The organism is Synechococcus sp. WH 5701 (assembly GCF_000153045.1).
Classification (GTDB): Bacteria; Cyanobacteriota; Cyanobacteriia; order PCC-6307; family Cyanobiaceae; genus Regnicoccus_A; species Regnicoccus_A antarcticus.
Window position 1 is genome coordinate 890,700 of the sequence record NZ_CH724159.1, and the last position, 16,543, is coordinate 907,242.

Annotated in this window: 20 protein-coding genes; 8 read left to right on the forward strand and 12 right to left on the reverse strand. The window is 65.0% G+C overall.

Going from position 1 to position 16,543, the window contains the following annotated elements:
• Positions 1-111: 111 nt before the first annotated feature.
• Positions 112-294, reverse strand: coding sequence for a conjugation transfer protein TrbI (locus WH5701_RS05445; RefSeq protein WP_006171039.1), 183 nt, complete (start codon positions 292-294; stop codon positions 112-114).
• Between the two features lie 470 nt (positions 295-764).
• Here WH5701_RS05445 and WH5701_RS05450 point away from each other — a divergent pair, with 470 nt between their 5' ends.
• The 6 genes from WH5701_RS05450 (at position 765) to WH5701_RS18580 (ending at position 4,409) form a co-directional block, all read left to right on the forward strand.
• Positions 765-929 carry a CsbD family protein gene (locus WH5701_RS05450; RefSeq protein ID WP_006171040.1) on the forward strand — a complete coding sequence of 55 codons (165 nt, stop codon included), beginning with the start codon at positions 765-767 and terminating at the stop codon, positions 927-929.
• 193 nt (positions 930-1,122) lie between these two features.
• The gene (locus WH5701_RS05455; protein WP_006171041.1) at positions 1,123-1,470 is read left to right on the forward strand and encodes a hypothetical protein; all 348 of its coding nucleotides are present in this window, start codon (positions 1,123-1,125) and stop codon (positions 1,468-1,470) included.
• Positions 1,471-1,591: 121 nt separating this feature from the next.
• Positions 1,592-2,233, forward strand: a complete 642-nt coding sequence (locus WH5701_RS17560) for a hypothetical protein (RefSeq protein WP_071934214.1) — start codon at positions 1,592-1,594, stop codon at positions 2,231-2,233.
• Between the two features lie 541 nt (positions 2,234-2,774).
• Positions 2,775-3,425 (forward strand): ATP-binding cassette domain-containing protein, encoded by a 651-nt coding sequence (locus tag WH5701_RS05460; protein ID WP_006171043.1) that lies wholly within the window; start codon positions 2,775-2,777, stop codon positions 3,423-3,425.
• Positions 3,422-4,234: an iron export ABC transporter permease subunit FetB gene (gene fetB / locus WH5701_RS05465; protein WP_006171044.1), complete on the forward strand. Its 813-nt coding sequence runs from the start codon at positions 3,422-3,424 to the stop codon at positions 4,232-4,234. The genes WH5701_RS05460 and fetB overlap by 4 nt, the downstream gene beginning before the upstream one ends.
• Before the next feature lie 46 nt (positions 4,235-4,280).
• Positions 4,281-4,409 (forward strand): hypothetical protein, encoded by a 129-nt coding sequence (locus WH5701_RS18580; RefSeq protein ID WP_006171045.1) that lies wholly within the window; start codon positions 4,281-4,283, stop codon positions 4,407-4,409.
• A 136-nt stretch (positions 4,410-4,545) separates the two neighbouring features.
• Here WH5701_RS18580 and WH5701_RS18370 read toward each other — a convergent pair whose 3' ends face one another.
• Complete coding sequence (locus WH5701_RS18370) at positions 4,546-4,683, reverse strand: hypothetical protein (RefSeq protein WP_232201863.1); 138 nt, start codon at positions 4,681-4,683, stop codon at positions 4,546-4,548.
• Between the two features lie 79 nt (positions 4,684-4,762).
• Entirely contained in the window at positions 4,763-5,509 is a 747-nt protein-coding gene (locus WH5701_RS05475; RefSeq protein ID WP_232201791.1) for an alpha/beta fold hydrolase, read from the reverse strand.
• Between the two features lie 86 nt (positions 5,510-5,595).
• On the opposite strand from WH5701_RS05475, the gene WH5701_RS05480 reads away from it, so the two are divergent.
• Positions 5,596-6,084 carry a GNAT family N-acetyltransferase gene (locus WH5701_RS05480; RefSeq protein ID WP_006171048.1) on the forward strand — a complete coding sequence of 163 codons (489 nt, stop codon included), beginning with the start codon at positions 5,596-5,598 and terminating at the stop codon, positions 6,082-6,084.
• A gap of 25 nt (positions 6,085-6,109) precedes the next feature.
• Here the strand turns inward: WH5701_RS05480 and WH5701_RS05485 are convergent, their stop codons facing one another.
• From WH5701_RS05485 to WH5701_RS05495, 3 genes are read right to left on the reverse strand one after another with little or no spacing between them, the layout of a single operon-like run.
• Complete coding sequence (locus WH5701_RS05485; RefSeq protein WP_232201792.1) at positions 6,110-6,823, reverse strand: TIGR04283 family arsenosugar biosynthesis glycosyltransferase; 714 nt, start codon at positions 6,821-6,823, stop codon at positions 6,110-6,112.
• Entirely contained in the window at positions 6,820-7,443 is a 624-nt protein-coding gene (locus tag WH5701_RS05490) for a TIGR04282 family arsenosugar biosynthesis glycosyltransferase (RefSeq protein ID WP_006171050.1), read from the reverse strand. The genes WH5701_RS05485 and WH5701_RS05490 overlap by 4 nt, the downstream gene beginning before the upstream one ends.
• On the reverse strand, positions 7,440-8,600 hold the full coding sequence (locus tag WH5701_RS05495) for a trypsin-like peptidase domain-containing protein (RefSeq protein WP_037980436.1): 1,161 nt from the start codon (positions 8,598-8,600) through the stop codon (positions 7,440-7,442). Before WH5701_RS05495 ends, WH5701_RS05490 begins: the two co-directional genes overlap by 4 nt.
• A 78-nt stretch (positions 8,601-8,678) precedes the next feature.
• On the opposite strand from WH5701_RS05495, the gene dnaA reads away from it, so the two are divergent.
• A complete protein-coding gene (dnaA, locus tag WH5701_RS05500; RefSeq protein ID WP_006171052.1) occupies positions 8,679-10,133 on the forward strand; it encodes a chromosomal replication initiator protein DnaA in 1,455 nt (484 codons plus the stop codon).
• Between the two features lie 3 nt (positions 10,134-10,136).
• Here dnaA and cbbX read toward each other — a convergent pair whose 3' ends face one another.
• From cbbX to WH5701_RS05530, 6 genes are all read right to left on the reverse strand, one after another.
• Entirely contained in the window at positions 10,137-11,105 is a 969-nt protein-coding gene (gene cbbX / locus WH5701_RS05505) for a CbbX protein (protein WP_006171053.1), read from the reverse strand.
• Positions 11,089-11,346, reverse strand: a complete 258-nt coding sequence (locus WH5701_RS05510) for a 4a-hydroxytetrahydrobiopterin dehydratase (RefSeq protein ID WP_006171054.1) — start codon at positions 11,344-11,346, stop codon at positions 11,089-11,091. The genes cbbX and WH5701_RS05510 overlap by 17 nt, the downstream gene beginning before the upstream one ends.
• Before the next feature lie 40 nt (positions 11,347-11,386).
• Positions 11,387-12,535, reverse strand: a complete 1,149-nt coding sequence (locus WH5701_RS05515; protein ID WP_006171055.1) for a CO2 hydration protein — start codon at positions 12,533-12,535, stop codon at positions 11,387-11,389.
• Positions 12,535-14,061, reverse strand: coding sequence for an NADH-quinone oxidoreductase subunit M (locus WH5701_RS05520; RefSeq protein ID WP_006171056.1), 1,527 nt, complete (start codon positions 14,059-14,061; stop codon positions 12,535-12,537). The genes WH5701_RS05515 and WH5701_RS05520 overlap by 1 nt, the downstream gene beginning before the upstream one ends.
• A 10-nt stretch (positions 14,062-14,071) precedes the next feature.
• Positions 14,072-15,928 carry an NAD(P)H-quinone oxidoreductase subunit F gene (locus WH5701_RS05525; RefSeq protein ID WP_006171057.1) on the reverse strand — a complete coding sequence of 619 codons (1,857 nt, stop codon included), beginning with the start codon at positions 15,926-15,928 and terminating at the stop codon, positions 14,072-14,074.
• Between the two features lie 142 nt (positions 15,929-16,070).
• Positions 16,071-16,541, reverse strand: coding sequence for a ferritin-like domain-containing protein (locus WH5701_RS05530; RefSeq protein ID WP_156776565.1), 471 nt, complete (start codon positions 16,539-16,541; stop codon positions 16,071-16,073).
• Positions 16,542-16,543 lie beyond the last annotated feature (2 nt).

Consider the following 16,543-nt stretch of genomic DNA (forward strand, 5'->3'; position numbering starts at 1 on the left):
CCGGTTGTCGCTGTTGCCTGACACCCTCTAAGGGCAACACCCTGCTAGTGCCGAGGTGCACGCCGGCCTGCAGCTCCAGGGGGATCGGTCCTGCGGGAGGTGGAGCAAGGTTCAGCCATGGCATTCGCAGCCGCAGCCGGCATGGCAGGGTTCGCCGTTGGGGTGCCCCGTGGCGCAGGCGTCGCTGCAGAAGAGCAAGGTGCCGCTGCGGAATGCCGTGTCCGTTTTCACCGTGCAGTGACAACCCGGACAGGCGCACTGGAGCGCGGTTGGTTTCTCCAGGGTGGTGGTCATGGCCTCTCCTTGCTTAGGGAAGTGTGAACCATTCTGGTGCCTCCGGGGCCGTGTCCAGCACCCGAAGACACAACGAAGCCCGGCGACCAGGCCACTGGGCTTGAATCGTGTGTTGTGGGGGCGGAGCTGCCGACGGCCTGCCGGCCTGCCCCGGGCGTTCACCAGCCTGCCCGCGTCCTGTACCGCTTCCATGCAACGTTGCGCCCGGCGTTTCGATCCTTCATGGGGAGTGCTCTGCACGGATCCACTGAAATGAAGCAGAACTGCTGAAGATGCGCATCAATTCGGCCAGATCAGAGGATGTCTGAGTAAAATCTTTAATGCTTCGGATTTAATGCAGGAGAACTTAAGGAAGACGAAAGGTCGTTAGTGAATCAATGATCGTGTTCCTGAGCAGACTTGGAGGACACATCCGTATCCCATGGATGTGAGCACTCACAAAGGAGTCAGTCATGGGTTTGGGGAAAGACATGAAAGCCACCGCCAAGAACATCGAAGGCAAGGCTCAGGAGACCATTGGCAACATCACCGGTGACAAGAAGGATCAGCTGGCGGGCAAGGCCAAGCAAGCCCAGGCCAGCGGTGAACATGCCCTGGAAGACCTGAAAGATGCAGTGCACGACGCCACCAACTAAAAGTCGCTCCATTGGATCGGTTCTTCAATCAGTTTTGTGGTGAGCCACACAATCGGTTCAAGCTCTCCGATTCAGATCTGACTATGTTCTTTTTATGCATTGCAGGCAATTCTAGATGGCCAAGAGATTTGCTGACCCTTTCTAGTCACCCGCAATTAAGCGTGTCCATTGCCAAATACAAAGAGGTAACACAATGACCAACACAACTCAGCGGCCCTTCGGCAACCAAGTTGAAGGTCAAAGCCAGGTGGATGAGCGTCTCAGGCAAGCCATCCTCGACAAGAAGCAGGCACAGATTGAGGCTTGGTCACAACAGATCGAGAAACTCCAGCAGGCACTGCAAAGCGTGTCGTCGGAGCTCCGCGTCGAAACCGAAAAACGAGTGATTGAGCTGACCGAAGCCCGAGATCAAGCCTTTGCTCAGGTGGAGAGCTTGCGACGAGCGACCCAAGAGAACTGGGAAACTCTGCTGATCCAGACAGATCATCTGCTCCAAGATTTGGCCACTCGATTCCACGAGTTTGTGGAACAGGGTAACTGAAACTCAAGCCCAATTCAGGCCTGGGGGTAGGGGGTGATCTTGCTTTCGCCCTTGCTTGCAATGTCGAATTTACAATAGGACTTTCAGCCCTTTAGCTTCTTCCATCAAGTTATCAACTGCAATGAGCGATCCACACATGCCAGCTGTTATTGATTTTTCCGCCGTTTTTGGCGAAGCCTACGCTTCCCATCAAACACCTGCGGGCCTGGTTGAAACCTTGATGCCAGATGTCTCAAAAACATCTTGGCTACTGATCACCAGCAACTCCCTTGTTGGGGCAACAGAGAGCACAACGCTGACGATGGTTCTTGAGCGTGCGATTCCACATGGAGTTGCCATCGCCCTTGACGTGGCCTGGCACCCTGAGTCCTGGGGCCTAGAGCCAGGCTCTAAGCCGACGCCCGAAGTTTTGAGACGCTTCCATCCATTGGCCCAAGAGGCAACCTTGATCCGCTGCACCCCAGAAGAAGCCGATCAATTCTTTTCCTCTGACGATCCCTTAGCGATTCATAGTGCACTTTCTCAGCGTCCAGGGGTGGTCATCACAGGTATTGATGGATCTGTTCGTTGGTGCATCGGTGGAAGGTTAGGCACCATGGAGACGAGGATGCTCAATGAGCAAGAAAGCTTCTTCTCTGCTCTGATCGAGTCTTTTGCTGAAAAACCTGAGCTTCTGGGGAATACTGGTGAAGGTCCTGGCACTGATGCTGTTGCCGATTCTGACAGGCTAAAGGATGCCCTGCTTTCGGCAGCGTCAAAGTAAGCAACTTCTGATCGAGCAGTCGTTGTTCAGCAACGTGGCTTGTTGAACAAGCGCCATCCAGTCCTATCGATTGGTTGGTATCCCATGGCGGTGGCACAAGCTGGAGAACTCCACACTTAGCCAGCCCAAGAGCGGCCGATGGCGATCGTTCCTAGAACTGTTTTAGGGCCGGACGCATAGCAGGGGAGTTTGGAGCGAGCGTCGTCTGAATCTCCAGGCCTCCCTGACAGTGCCGCTGCCCGAAGGGACGGAAGCGGGGCCGAGGCTCCAAGCCATGCCGTTTCAGCACCGCCGTGAGGCGCTCGCTACGGGACTCAGGCAACCGCTGGAACGGAATGGCCGGAAAAGCGTGGTGGGGCAGGCATTGAGCCAGATGCCGGCACCGCTGACGAACCAACAAATCGTGCTGTACGCCAACACGCGACGCCTTGACACCGATGGGATCCGAGCCAGGCCTGAACACCAACGCAGTCGTGATTGGCCCTGTTGGCGTTCACCTCGGCGGCTTCGATCAAAGTGAGTTCTGTCTTGTCATCGCGCCTTGGACCGCCCCCTGCTCCTGCGCGCCGAGGAGCTCAAGCGTCAGTTAGGGGATCGACTCCTCTGGAGCCAACTCGATCTGGAGCTGGCCGCCGGTGAGCGCCTGGGGCTGGTGGCGCCCTCGGGGGCGGGCAAGACCTTGTTGCTGCGCGCCCTGGCCATGCTCGACCCTCTGCAGGACGGCACGATCAGCCTGCAGGGGCGCACGCCGACATCCTGGGGGTTACCCCGCTGGCGCTCGATGGTGCTGTATCTCACCCAGCGGCCCGTCGCCCATGGGGGCACGGTGGAGGCGAACCTGCGCTCACCTTGGAATTTCCAGGAGTTGCGCGGGCGTGGGGGCTGGCGGCGCGAGCGGATCAAGGGATGGTTGGCAGCCCTGGGGCGCGATCCATCGTTCCTGGCCTACGACGCCGAGCGGCTCTCTGGCGGCGAGCTGCAGCTGATGGCGCTGCTGCGGGCCTTGCAATTCGATCCCACCGTGCTGCTGCTGGATGAACCCACCGCCTCCCTCGATGGGGCCACCACCGCCGCGCTCGAGGCCCTGCTGATCGAGTGGCTCGCCGCAGGCCCGCGCGCCGCCGTGTTCACCAGCCACGACAGCGAGCAGATCCAACGCTTCGCCACCCGGACACTGGAGCTCCGCCTGTGACCCCCTTGAGTTCCGGAGCCCTGACGATCAGCGATGGCCGCCTGGCGCTTTCCGCCCTGCTGATCCTGGTGAACGTGGGGCTTTCGGCGGCGCTGCGCCTGGGCCTGGTTCGCAGCCTGCTGGTGGCCTCCCTGCGCATGGTGGTGCAGCTGCTGCTGGTGGGCTTCGTGCTCGAGTGGCTGTTCCGCCAGGACAATGCGCCGCTGATCGTGCTGGTGGGGGCGGCGATGGCCATGATCGCGGGGGTTTCGGCCGTTCAGCGCACCCGGCGCCGCTTCGCTGGCATCTACCTCAACAGCCTGCTGTCGGTGATGGCCTCCTCGGCGCTGGTGACTGGCCTGGCGGTGACGGGGCTGATCCAGCCCCAGCCCTGGTACGACCCCCAATATCTGATCCCCCTGCTGGGGATGGTGTTGGGCAACACGCTCAACGGCATCTCCCTGGGACTCGATCGCTTCATGGAGGGGTTGCGCAACGGGCGCGATCGGGTGGAGACGGCCCTGGCCCTGGGGGCGACCCGTTGGGAGGCCTGCCAGGAGGTGGTGCGCGACGCCATCCGCGTGGCGATGATCCCCACGATCAATTCGATGATGGTGATGGGGCTGGTAAGCCTGCCGGGGATGATGACTGGCCAGATCCTCCAGGGGGCGACGCCGGAGGCGGCCGTTCGCTACCAGATTGTGATCCTGTTCATGATCGCTTCGGCGACGGCGCTGGGGGTGTTCGGAGTCGTTGGCCTGGCCTACAGGCGGCTCACCAGCGCCGACCATCAACTACGGCTCGATCGTTTGCTCAACGTTGGCGGGTAGGCCCTTATGGCCTTGGCGGCGTGGTGGACGCGGATCGAACTGAACGGTGACGGAGAGGGCCGAGGCCCCCGATGGCAAGAAAACCCGTCGCTATCTGCAGAGCCGGTTGCGAATCGGCAGCAACGTGGGGCAGATCCCGCAGACCGTGGCCGAAGCGATCGGGAGGGTGACCTGAACCTGTGAGATGGATGCCTTTTATTGGACAGATTCGGCCCCTCACGTCGTTAACCCTGGGCGGGCCATATGAACTGGTTCCTGTTCCAGATCCCCTGTGCTGCAATCGTTTTTAGCCTGCATTCCCGTTCCTACTACTACCAGCAGCAGTCGCTCCGGCGGCACCGATGGGGCCCTTCTGAGGCGTACAGCTCACAGCAGCTGGGGTTGAGGCGATCGAGAGTCAGGATCCGCTTCTCGATCGACACGTAGGAGAACAGGGAGCCGCTGCGCACCAGCTGACCTCGAAACGCGACTGGGGCAATTACCCCATTTTCGCAGAGGTGGGCGGGTTTTTCAGCGACCTCTTGGGGATCAGGGCAGCCTCTCCAGCCAGGCGTCGATCAGGGCAGCCAGCTGGCGGGGACACTCCCTCATCGGCAGGTGACCGCAGTCGGGGATCACAGCCAGCTCGTGGTCTGGGGCATAGCCGGCCAGATGTCGCACATAGCGGGGAGCCATCACCTGATCCTGGCTGCCCACGATCCAGAGGCTCGGTACACGCAGGGCGGCGGTGAGTGAAGGCAGCTGGCTGACGGCGCCGCGGTTCGTGCTACAGGCCAGCAGGCCCTGGGCCGCACGCGCTTCCGCCACCAGTGGGCTGCGGATCGCCTCGGTGCCCGGCAGCCCAGCCAGCCAGCCTGGGCGGAAGCGCAGGAACAGGGAGCCCCCCCGCCGCACCCGAGCAAAGGCCCTGGGTTGATACACACCGCCGCCGGCGGCGATCTGGATCACCCCCCGCAGCCGCGACCCCAGGGACCCGGCTGCATGCAGGGCGATGCTTCCCCCCAGGGAATGGCCCATCAGCACCACGGGTGAGTCGGGATCGATCCGGCGGCAGGCCTCGCTCACCCAGCGACCGTAGCTGGCCAGGCTCGGTTGCAGGCCTGCCGGGCGCGGTTCCGCTCCGAAGCCCGGCAGATCAGGGCACCACAGACGCCAGCGGTTCTGCAGTTCAGCGCTCAGCGGGCCCCAGAGCCTGCCGGAGAGCATCCAGCCGTGCAGGCCCACCAGCAGAACCCCGGTCTGGTCGGGTTCCAAGGCCTGGGGGCGTGCAACCAATCCCTTCAGGGGGTCTTCCACCAGCCTGCCCTGGAATGCCCTCGATCGGGCAGGATCGTGCCAATGCGTTGCCTCGGCCGTCTGGTTTGGACACTGACCCGCTCCTCTCCAGCTTCTACGGCTCCGGTTGGCGCCGTTGCCCCAGTCCGAACCCCCAGCTGGAGCTGGTGCTCAGTCTGGAGCGGGAGATCGATCTGGTGGAACTGGAGCAGCTCTGCGATGCCGTCGGCTGGAGCCGCCGTCCGATCCGCAGGGTGCGCAAGGCCCTGCAGCACAGCCTGCTGCGGGTGGGCCTCTGGCGCCATGATCCGCGGGTGCCGCGCCTGGTCGGCTTCGCCCGCTGCACCGGGGATGGGGTGATGGAGGCCACGGTCTGGGATGTGGCCGTGCATCCGCTCTATCAAGGTGCCGGGCTGGGACGGCAACTGATGGACTACGTGCTTGAGCAGCTCAGGCTGATGGAGGTGGACCGGGTCAGCCTCTTCGCCGATCCTGAAGTGGTGGGGTTTTATCAGTCGCAGGGGTGGGAGCTGGAACCCCACGAGCGGCGCTGCGCCTTCTGGTATTCCCCCTGACACCCCACAGGGGCCACCAGTCTGCTCAGGCCTCGTAGTACCGCGCCGCCAGGTCCGCTGGATCGGCGCCTCGGCGCCAGGCGCGCCGCAGCCGGGCATTGCGCCAGGCCGTGCCCCAGATCCCCAGCTGCCGCCAGCGCCGTCCATCCACCCGTACCGGCAGCCCCAGGTCGCGGATGGGGCCCAGCTGGCGCAGGCGCAGCACCAGATCGAGGTCCTCCATCAGGGGCAGGGCCCGAAGACCGCCGGCCCGCTCCAGCAGACGCCGCGGCAGCAGCAGCCCCTGATCGCCGTAGGGCAGCTGACCGGGGCCACTGCGCAGCCGCACTCCCCACTCCACCAGGCGCAGGCCAGGGTCTGCCCCCTCGATTCCAAGACGGAAGCACCAGGGGGCCTCAGGGGCGGCCATGGCCCGTTGCACCGCCACCCACCATCCCGCCGCCAGGCGCAGGTCGGCATGCAGCAACAGCAGCCAGGGGGCACCGCTGCTGGCCACCCCCGCGGCCAGCTGACAGCCCCTCCCCCCCGTCACCTGCAGCACCCGCGCGCCCGCCAGGGCCGAGAGGCGGGGACTGCCGTCGTGGCTGCCCCCATCCACCACCAGGCAGCTCTCGACCAGTTCGGTGGGGGCCGTGGCCAGATCCGCCAGCAGAGCCGGCAGGTGTTCCGCCTCGTTCAATGCCGGGATCACCACCGCCAGGGGGGCACCGGCTGCAGATGGCGCAGCAATTGCCCTCACCCCAGCCAGGGCTCCAGGTCCCCGGGACGGTCGAGATCGCTGCGCTGCGCCAGCAGGGCCGGCTCCAGGCCCTCCGCAGCGGCTCGCTCCAGGGTCAGGCGGAGAACATCAGCGCTGCCCCAGGGGATTCCGCTGAGCAGGCTGAGCCGGCACCCCTTCAGCCCGATCAGCCAGTAACCCCCATCGCTGGCTGGCCCGAGCACCAGGGAGCTGCTGGCGAAAGCCGCAAACGCCGCCTCCAGATCATTGCTGGCCAGCAGGGGCAGGTCGGTGCCGATCAGCAGAACCTGCTGGGCCCCCTCGCCGAAGGCCCGCGCCAGCTGCCTGGCCATCCGGCTTCCCAGGCCGCCGTCCCCCTGCAGAACGGACCGGTGGACTCCGAGGCTGTGGCCCCAGCGCCGCGCCCCCCGGGGCCCCAGACCGCTCACGGCCAGGACGAGCTCAGCGCCGTCCACCTGCCGAGCTGTCGCCAGGGTGTGCTCGCTCAGCCGCCGCTGGATCCGGGCGGCGGCCGCCCGGCCGAGGCCGACCCCCAGGCGGCTCTTGCAACGGCCGGCCGCCGGCCAGCGGGCCATCACCACCAGCTGCCGTCTGGGATGGCTCAGCGTCAGCAGGCTCACTCGCTGGAGCGCAGCTCCGCCGGCTCGAGGGTGACGTCGCGGCTGCTGCTGCCCCGCTTGATGCTGATCATCAGCGGCTGGCCGACCTTGCCCTGATCGACGGCCACCTGAACCTCGGAGGGGTTCTTCACCGCCTTGCCACCCACGGTCTCGATCAGGTCGCAGGGCTGCAGGCCCGCCTTGGCTGCCGGGCTGCCCTTGAGCACCTCCACCACCACGACTCCATCGATTTCCGGAAGGCGGCATTCGCTGGAGGTGGCATTGATCTCCCGCGCCAGCTGGGGCGTGAGCGCCTGCAGGCGCACACCGATGTAGGGGTGGGAGGCTCGTCCCTTCTCCAGGATCTGGGCGGCGATCTGCTTGCCCAGGTTGATCGGGATCGCGAAGCTCAGGCCCGCTCCCGGCGCCTGGCGGATAGCGGTGTTCACGCCGATCACCTGACCGCGGTCGTTGATCAGTGGGCCGCCGCTGTTGCCCGGGTTCACCGCCGCATCCGTCTGGATGTAAGGCACACGCTGGCCTTCACCGATGGCGTTGGTGCGCTGGATGGCACTGATGATGCCCACGGTCACCGTGTTGTCGAGGCCGAGGGGGTTGCCGATGGCAATCGCCCACTCACCGGGCCGCACCTTGCTGGAGTCCCCCAGGGGAGCCACTGGAAGCTTCTGGGCCACCACCCGAACCACGGCGATGTCGGTGAGGGGATCGGCGCCAAGCACCTTGCCGTTGAAGCTGCGTCCATCCGGCAGGGTCACCGTCACCTCGGCGGTGCCCTCCACCACGTGGGCGTTGGTGAGAATCACCCCGTCGGAGCGGGTGATGAAACCCGACCCCTGGCCTTGCTGCTGCTGGATCGAAGGACCTCCGCCGAAGAGGCCCCCGAGGGGATTGATCACCCGTTTGACCGTATCGATGCGCACCACGGCGGGACCGACCTTCTCAACCGCATTCACAATGAAATTGTTGCCCGCCTGCATGGGTGCTGCGGGGGGGGCGTCACTGACCCGGGGCCCCGGAGCGGGGGCGCCGCGCTTGGGGAATCCCGGCATGTTCGGCAGGGGGATCGCGCAACTGCCCAGCAGGAGTCCACAGAGGCCGGCGGCGGCCAGGGCCCGTCGGCGGGGCGACGGGAGGCCAGGGGCGCAATGGGAAGTCATGGCTGTGGAGCGGAGCGGAGCCGCGAAGCGATTCATTAAAGACCGTGCGGGTCGGGGAAGCTGCCTATATTCGGCCACTTGCCGAGCGAGGAGTGGACGGTGCAGCAGGGTCAGGAGCTGTGGCACCGGGTCCAGGAGGCACTGCAGGCCAACCTCAGCAAGCCCACCTTCGAGACTTGGATCCGGCCGGCCCGCTGCACTGGTTATGCCGACGGCCAGCTGCAACTGGAGGCCCCCAACAGCTTCGCCAGTGGCTGGCTGCGCAAAAACTATCTGGTCATGATCGCCGCAGTGGCCACCGATCTCGCCGGCCACGCCATTCAGGTGGAGGTGGGCACAGCCGCCGTGCAGGAGCTGGATGGGTCCCTGAATGGCTCCACCCCGGCCGAGCGTCCCGGAGCAGCCCAGAAGACCGTCGCCGGGGCCTCACCGGGGGAGGTGCTGCGGGCCACTGCAGGGCCCGCCGGTCCCACCGCCAGCGGCGAGACGCCCCGTCGCCCGGCTCCGGGGCTCAACCCTCGTTATGTCTTCAACCGCTTCGTGGTGGGGCCGAACAGCCGCATGGCCCACGCGGCGGCCCTTGCGGTGGCCGAGGCGCCCGGGCGGGAGTTCAATCCGCTTTTCCTCTGCGGAGGCGTCGGCCTGGGTAAGACCCACCTGATGCAGGCGATCGGCCACTACCGCCTGGAGATCGATCCGGAAGCCCGGGTTTTCTACGTGTCAACCGAAACCTTCACCAACGACCTGATCCAGGCCATCCGTAAGGACGGGATGCAGAAGTTCCGCGACCGCTACCGCGCCGCCGATCTGATTCTGGTGGACGACATCCAGTTCATCGAGGGCAAGGAATACACCCAGGAAGAGTTCTTCCACACCTTCAATGCCCTGCATGAGGCCGGCCGCCAGATTGTGATCGCCAGCGACCGGCCCCCCAGCCAGATCCCGCGGCTGCAGGAGCGGCTGATCTCCCGCTTCTCCATGGGCCTGATCGCCGACATCCAGGCGCCTGATCTGGAAACGCGCATGGCGATCCTGCACAAGAAAGCGGAGCAGGAGCGCATGGCCCTGCCCCGTGATCTGATCCAGTACCTGGCCGGCCGCTTCACTTCAAATATCCGAGAACTGGAGGGCGCCCTGACGCGGGCAGTGGCCTTTGCCTCGATCACCGGTCTGCCGATGACGGTGGAATCGGTGGCGCCGATGCTCGATCCGGTGGGCAACGAGGTGCAGGTCACCCCACAGCAGGTGGTCGAGAAGGTGGCGGAGGTGTTCGGGGTGAGCGGAGAGGAGATGCGCAGCAGCAGCCGCAAACGGGCGGTCAGCCAGGCCCGCCAGGTGGGGATGTACCTGCTGCGCCAGAGCACCGACCTGAGCCTCCCCCGCATCGGTGATGTCTTCGGCGGCAAGGACCACAGCACCGTGATGTATGCGGTGGAGCAGATTGAGAAAAAGCTGGCGATTGATCCCTCTCTGGCCCGCCAGTTGCAGCAGGTGCGGGATCTGCTCCAGATCGACAGCCGCCGCCGGCGCTGACCTTCAGGTGAGCGGCAGGCTGGGGTCGAGCCCTTCCACTTCCCCCTTGAACACCCGGCTGGCGGTGATGTCCTCGGCCTGGATCGTGATCAGATCCAGCTTGGTCAGGCCACGCCCCATGTGGTTGAAGAGCCGATTGGCCTGACGCATGCGCGCCCGGTCGATGGCATTGCGGATCGAGCGGGCATTGGCGAAGAAGGGCAGCTGCATGCGCCGCTGGATGTATTCGTAGAAGGCGGCCTTGGCGTCCTCGCCGAAACGGTAGCTCTCGGTGGCCAGGATCAGCTGGGCGATGGCCAGCAGTTCGACGGCGGTATAATCAGGAAAATCGATGTGATTGGCCACCCGTGAGGAGAGACCAGGATTCGATTGGTAGAAAATATCCATTTTATCCTTGTAGCCAGCAAAGATCACCACCAGATCGTCGCGGTTATTCTCCATAACCTGCAGTAGAATCTCGATGGCTTCAGATCCGTAATCGCGTTCATTCTCGGGCCGGTAGAGATAGTAGGCCTCATCGATGAACAGCACGCCGCCCATCGCCTTCTTGAGCATTTCGCGGGTTTTGGGAGCGGTGTGGCCGATGTACTGACCCACAAGATCATCCCGGGTGGCGGTCACGAGATGGCCCTTGCGCACGTATCCCAGCCGGTGCAGGATCTCGGACATGCGTTCGGCCACGGTGGTCTTGCCGGTGCCCGGCCGGCCCGTGAACGACATGTGCAGGCTCGGGGCTGCCGTGGTGAGGCCCACCTGCTTGCGGGCCCGCTCCACCACCAGCAGCGCGGCGATCTCACGGATTCTGGTCTTCACCGGGCGCAGGCCGATCAACTCGGTATCAAGCTGGTTGAGCACCTCCTGAACATTGGCGGCTTCATAGGCGGCCTCTAAGTTCACTGGGGCATCGAGGTTCTCCGTTACGGAGCCTTCGGCTTCCGCCGCGGTGGCGATGGGATCAGGCGAGGAGGTCATCGATGCCCGCGGCGAAGTCGTGATCGGCGGCGGCGATCGGGGTGTCGTCGTCGACGGGCCGAACAGTGATGTTCACGTAGGTGCTCCCGAAGCTCAGATCGGGGAAGCGCCCCTGCTGTTCACAGAAGTCATTGAGGCGATCGAGGAACGCGCGGTTGCTGGCGTAATCCTCGAACTCGATGCGCCGCTCGAGCCGGTCGGCCTGCTCGGGTTTGGGGCGCGGCGTCCAGGGCTGGTCCATGGTGTTGAGGCTAGGTCAGACGATGGGTACGGCCCCTGGCTCAGCTGCTGGGATCCAGGCAATCGGTGCGGGCCACCGCCAGCCGGCCGGACCAGGCGGCGGCGTAGGCCCGGTTGGCCGCCTGCTCGGCCGGATCGGTGCTGCTGAGCGGATGGGGGAAGGTGCCACGAATGGCGGCATTGGTCACACAGAACATCGACTTCTGGAAGCTCATGCAGATCTTCACGCGCACATCGCCCTCACCCCGGGTGCGCTGGTGGTACCAGCTGTGCAGCCGCTCCGGCAGGTGGCGGTACATGTCCTGCATGAGCAGGCTGGGCGGAATGCCCGCCCCCATGCTCGGCAGCGGGTCGGCGTAGAGGGCGCCGTAGGCGAACTGGGCCTGATCAGGCGAGATCTGGTGGGCCTGGGCGTTGAAGCTCACCGTGCCCAGGAACGGCGTGCCCCGCAGGAACACCGCTTCCACGTAGGGCACGGCCACATCCATCAGGAAGGTGAGACCCGCCTTCGGTGGAAGCACCCAGAGGTGCTCGCCAATCACCTCCACCCCGTAGGTGATCGGGTTGGCGGCGGCGGCCACCAGGCCATCCTTGATGAACTCCACCACGGCATCGATCGAGTCCACGCGTCCATCGGCTTCGGCACGTGCCAGATCGAGGAACAGATCGCTCATCACCCGCCAGAACTGACCGAGGGCGTGGGTGGTGGCCGCCGTGCGGATCAGCTCGATCAGGAAACCCGGAAACAGGGGATGGAGCACCGCCAGCAGTGGATCGCGGCGGGTCTTGCGGCGGATGATCGCGGCGCAGTTCTCGGCAAAGGCCTCCGAATCCAGGTAGGCATCGAGGCCGCCGGTGCCATGCCAGAGCATCGTCTTCATGCAGTACTCGGCGTACTCGAAGTTGATCCGATCGTGGTTCAGGTGGCGCCAGATTCTGGCCGGGCTGTTGTGGCCATCGAGGTACTTGAACAGCGGGAAGGGCAGCAGGAACTGCTTCTCGGCCTGATAGATCAGGTTGGTGCTGTAGGCATCGAGCACCTCGCCGTAGCTCTTGAGCACATCCACCACCTCGATCAGGTGGTCGGGCGTGTTCGCCAGAAGGGTCTCGCCGGCAAGAAGTTTCGCGTCCAGTTCAGCGGCGCTGGGCATGCCACCGCTGTAAACCAGCTCGGCTGGAATGATCGGCATCAGCCCAGCCCCCCTGCCTGCAGGGCCGACACCAGGGCCGGCAGCTGGGCAATCGCCGTGCTGGTGCTCTCACTCAGCCGGCCGAGGCCTGCGGGCAGCAGACCGATCATCACCACCGCGATGGCCAGGGCCGTGGCCGGGATGGTTTCCCGTGGCGCCACCTCCGCCAGGCGCACATCCAGGCGCTGATCGGCCACCGGATCGGCGGCCGGCGTGATCGCCAGCCTTCCGAAGAAGGCACGGTTCACCAGCAGCAGGAAGTACACCGCCGTCAGGCCCGAGCCCACGATTCCCAGCAGAGTGGCCAGTGGGTAGGCGACGATGCTTCCGCGGAACACCAGGAATTCGGAAATGAAGCCTGACATCCCGGGCATGCCGGCGCTGGCCATCACCCCCAGGATCATCAGAGTGCCGGTGAAAGGCAGGCCCCGCTCCGGATTGAGCAGGCCGTGCAGCACCGTCAGATCGCGGGTTCCGGTCTTGCGGTAGACGGTCCCCACGAGCAGGAACAGCAGCGCCGAGATCAGGCCGTGGCTCACCATCTGGAACGTGGCCCCCAGGATCGCCACCGGCGTGGCCGCCGCCGCCGCCAGCAGGATGTAGCCCATGTGGCCCACCGAGCTGTAGGCCACCATCCGTTTCATGTCCTGCTGGGCGATCGCCGCCAGCGAGCCGAACAGCACCGACACCGCCGCCCAGATCGCCAGCCCCGGCGCCAGTACGGCCCAGGCTTCTGGAAATAGCCCCAGACAGAAGCGCAAGATGCCGTAGGTTCCCAGCTTGAGCAGCACCCCGGCCAGCAGCACCGACACCGGCGTGGAGGCCTGGGTGTGGGCATCGGGCAACCAGTTGTGGAAGGGGAACAGGGGCACTTTGATCCCGAAACCCACCAGCAGCGACCCGAGCAGCAGCAACTGGCTTCCGAGCGCCAGCCGTTCGCTGGTGATCGGCGTGAGGCTGAAATCGACGCTGCCGGTGAACAGGGCCAGACCGAGGAAGGCGCCCAGGATCAGCATGCCTGACACCGCTGTGAAGATCAGGAACTTGGTGGCCGCGTAGGCCCGGTTGGCACCGCCCCAGATGCTGATCAGCAACCAGAGCGGGATCAGCTCGAGCTCATAGAAGAGGAAGAAGAGCAACAGGTTTTCGGCCAGGAAGGCCCCGTTCACGGCTCCGCTGATCACCAACAGCAGGGCGAAATAGATGCGCGGCCGCTGGCTGATGTCGCGTGTGCAGATCGCCGACACCAGGGTCAACGCGCCATTGATCAGGACCAACGGCAGGGAAAGGCCATCGACACCGAGTTTGTAATCAAGCCCGATGTTTCCCACCCACTGGTGCGCCTCCTGCAGCTGCATGGCGCTGTTGCTGGGATCGAAGCGGCTGAGCACCACCAGGCTCCAGCCAAGCTGCAGAGCCAGCACCACCAGGGCGATCGTCCTCAGTCGCCCGGGAGTGGGCTGGCCCGGCCAGAGCACGAGCACCAGGGCGCCCATGAAGGGGATCAGCAGCAGCAGGCTCAGCATTGTGGGGTTCTCATCCGTGCAGCCACAGCAGCGAGGTGAGCAGCAGCACGATGGCCACCATCACTGTGAGGACGTAGGCCTGAAGCTGGCCGGAAACCCCCAGTTTCAGGCCTTCTGCACTGTCGAGGGAGAGCCGGCCAATGCCGTTCACCAGGCCGTTGACCACGGTGCGGTCCATCCAGTCGGTGAGGCGAGCGAGGCCCGCCACCGCTGCCACGATCGTCACCCGGTAGATCCGCTCGGTGTAGAAGTCGAAGGCGAGCAGGTCCTGCAGAGCCCTTAACGGCTGGATCATCGATCGCGACCTGAAGGTGTTCAGGCCCACAAGGGCGCCGGCGGTCACCCCCCCCAGGCCGCTTGCGCCAACGGCGATTGCGGTGGGCAGGGAGAAGGACGCCAGGCCGGGCACGGTGTCAATCCGTGCCATCAATGCAGGCATCAAGGCCACCAGTACCGTGAGGCTCACCATCGGCAGGGCCATCAGCCAGTTCACTTCGGGGGCACGCTTCGTTTTCGGCTTCGGCGGGCCGAGGAACACCTGGCGGTACACGCGGGTGAGGTTGAAAGCCGTCAGGACGTTGGTGAACAGGCAGACGGCAGCGAAAAAGGGTTGCTCACGGGCGAAGGTGTCGACCATCAGCCCGAAGCACCAGAAGCAGCCCAGGGGCAGCAGACCCACCAGCCCGGCACCGGCCACCAGGTAGGCGGTGGTGGTGGCAGGCATGCGTGAGCCGAGGCCGCCCAGTTCGGTGAGGTCCTGGCAGTTGGTGGTGGCGATGATGCTGCCCACGCTCATGAACAGGAGCGCCTTGGCCAGGCCGTGGGCGAACAGCAGCAGCAGGGCGATCGCCGGCTGCTGAAGGGCGATGGCAATGAACACCAGACCCAGGTAGGAGGTCGTGGAGTAAGAGAAGGCCCGTTTGATGTCCACCTGGGCGATGGCTACCAGGGCTCCGGCCACGGCGCTGATCGTGCCCACCACCAGCAGCACGGTCACCGCCAGGGGCGAGAAGCGCAGCAGCGGCATCACCTTCAGCAGCACCAGGGCGCCGGCGGTGACCACCACCGAGTTGCGCAGAATCGAGGCAGGGTTCGGCCCCTCCATTGCCTCATCGAGCCAGAGGTGCATCGGGAACTGGGCGCACTTGCCCATCGGTCCGGCGATCAGCCCAAGCCCCAGCAGGGTGCCGGCCAGGGGCGAAAGGGCACCACCGGCGTGGGCTTCGGCGGCCCAGGCGTACAGGTCGTCGAACTCCATCGAGCCCGCCCAGGCCGAAAGGGCCACCATGCCCATCAGCAGCAGCACGTCGCCCACCCGCTTGGTGAGGAAGGCATCGCGGGCGGCGGTGACCACCAGGGGCTGGGCATACCAGAAGCCCACCAGCAGGTAGGTGGAGAGGGTGAGCATCTCCAGCAGGAAATAGCTCATGAACAGGCTGCTGCTGAGCACCACCCCCGCCAGGGCCCCTTCGAAGAAGCCCACCAAGGCGTAGAAGCGTGCCAGCGACCATTCCTTGTCGAGGTACCCAAGCGCATACACCTGACCGAGCAGGCTCAGGCCGGTGACCAGTTCGAGCGCCGCCAGGTTGGTGAGCGAGAGGTCGAAGCCGATGCGCAGGTTCAGATCAGCGGCGCGAAACCAGGCGAAGTCCAGATGCTGGGGGCCGAGCTGCCACACCTGCTGAAGGATCCAGCTGCCGTGAGCCACGGCTGCCAAGGTGACGAGCAGGTTCAGGTAAGCCGCCGGTCGTGGCCCGTTGCGTTTGATCCAGCCCGCTGCCCATGGCAGCGACAGCACCATGCCGCTGAACCCATAGAGCGGGATCAGCCAGACCAGCTGGATCGGCAGGGGAAGGGCCGTGGGCAAGGAAAGCAGGGCTCAGGTGGCGGTCAATTCAAAGTCAGGACGCGGGCGGAATCCAACTCCGGCACGCTTCGTCGTGCAGATCACCCAGGCAGGACCCAGCCAGGCCTGACTGACCGCCGGAATGCCGGGGTTCCGATCACGCTCAGAAGGTGACGCGCTGGGAGGCCAGAGACCGCTCCAGTCCGGTCAGATCCTGCACCCAGGCCTCCAGATCCTCTCCGTGCCGGGCTTCCTCCTGCCACAGGGCGTGGAAGAAGTGGGCATTGGCCTGGTCACTCACCAGCAGGCAGAAGCGGTTGGCCTCGGCGTAGAGCCGGATCAGTTCGTCCTCCAGGTGGATATTCAGGCGCAGCAACCCGATCAGATCGCGGGCGGTGCTCACCGGCTTCAGCTGGGACGCGGCTGGAGCCACGCCGAGGCGGAGCATCTGCTGCACCAGGCGCTCGGCATGTTGCATCTCCTCGACCGTTTCCTGGCGGAACCGGTCGGCGGAGCCGTCATCGCCCCAGAGGGCGAGCAGGGAGGCCTGGGTCATGTACTGCTGAACCGCGGAGAGTTCCAGGCTCAGTGCCCGTCCCAGGTAGCCCAGCACCCGAGGGTGAACGGTCTCCATGG

Excerpts from the sequence above, each read along its gene's own strand:
- WH5701_RS05445 (WP_006171039.1), bottom strand. The coding sequence starts at position 294 with ATGACCACCACCCTGGAGAAACCAACCGCGCTCCAGTGCGCCTGTCCG.
- WH5701_RS05450 (WP_006171040.1), top strand. The coding sequence starts at position 765 with ATGAAAGCCACCGCCAAGAACATCGAAGGCAAGGCTCAGGAGACCATT.
- WH5701_RS05455 (WP_006171041.1), top strand. The coding sequence starts at position 1,123 with ATGACCAACACAACTCAGCGGCCCTTCGGCAACCAAGTTGAAGGTCAA.
- WH5701_RS17560 (WP_071934214.1), top strand. The coding sequence starts at position 1,592 with ATGAGCGATCCACACATGCCAGCTGTTATTGATTTTTCCGCCGTTTTT.
- WH5701_RS05495 (WP_037980436.1), bottom strand. The coding sequence starts at position 8,600 with ATGACTTCCCATTGCGCCCCTGGCCTCCCGTCGCCCCGCCGACGGGCC.
- cbbX (WP_006171053.1), bottom strand. The coding sequence starts at position 11,105 with ATGACCTCCTCGCCTGATCCCATCGCCACCGCGGCGGAAGCCGAAGGC.
- WH5701_RS05510 (WP_006171054.1), bottom strand. The coding sequence starts at position 11,346 with ATGGACCAGCCCTGGACGCCGCGCCCCAAACCCGAGCAGGCCGACCGG.
- WH5701_RS05515 (WP_006171055.1), bottom strand. The coding sequence starts at position 12,535 with ATGCCGATCATTCCAGCCGAGCTGGTTTACAGCGGTGGCATGCCCAGC.
- WH5701_RS05520 (WP_006171056.1), bottom strand. The coding sequence starts at position 14,061 with ATGCTGAGCCTGCTGCTGCTGATCCCCTTCATGGGCGCCCTGGTGCTC.
- WH5701_RS05530 (WP_156776565.1), bottom strand. The coding sequence starts at position 16,541 with ATGGAGACCGTTCACCCTCGGGTGCTGGGCTACCTGGGACGGGCACTG.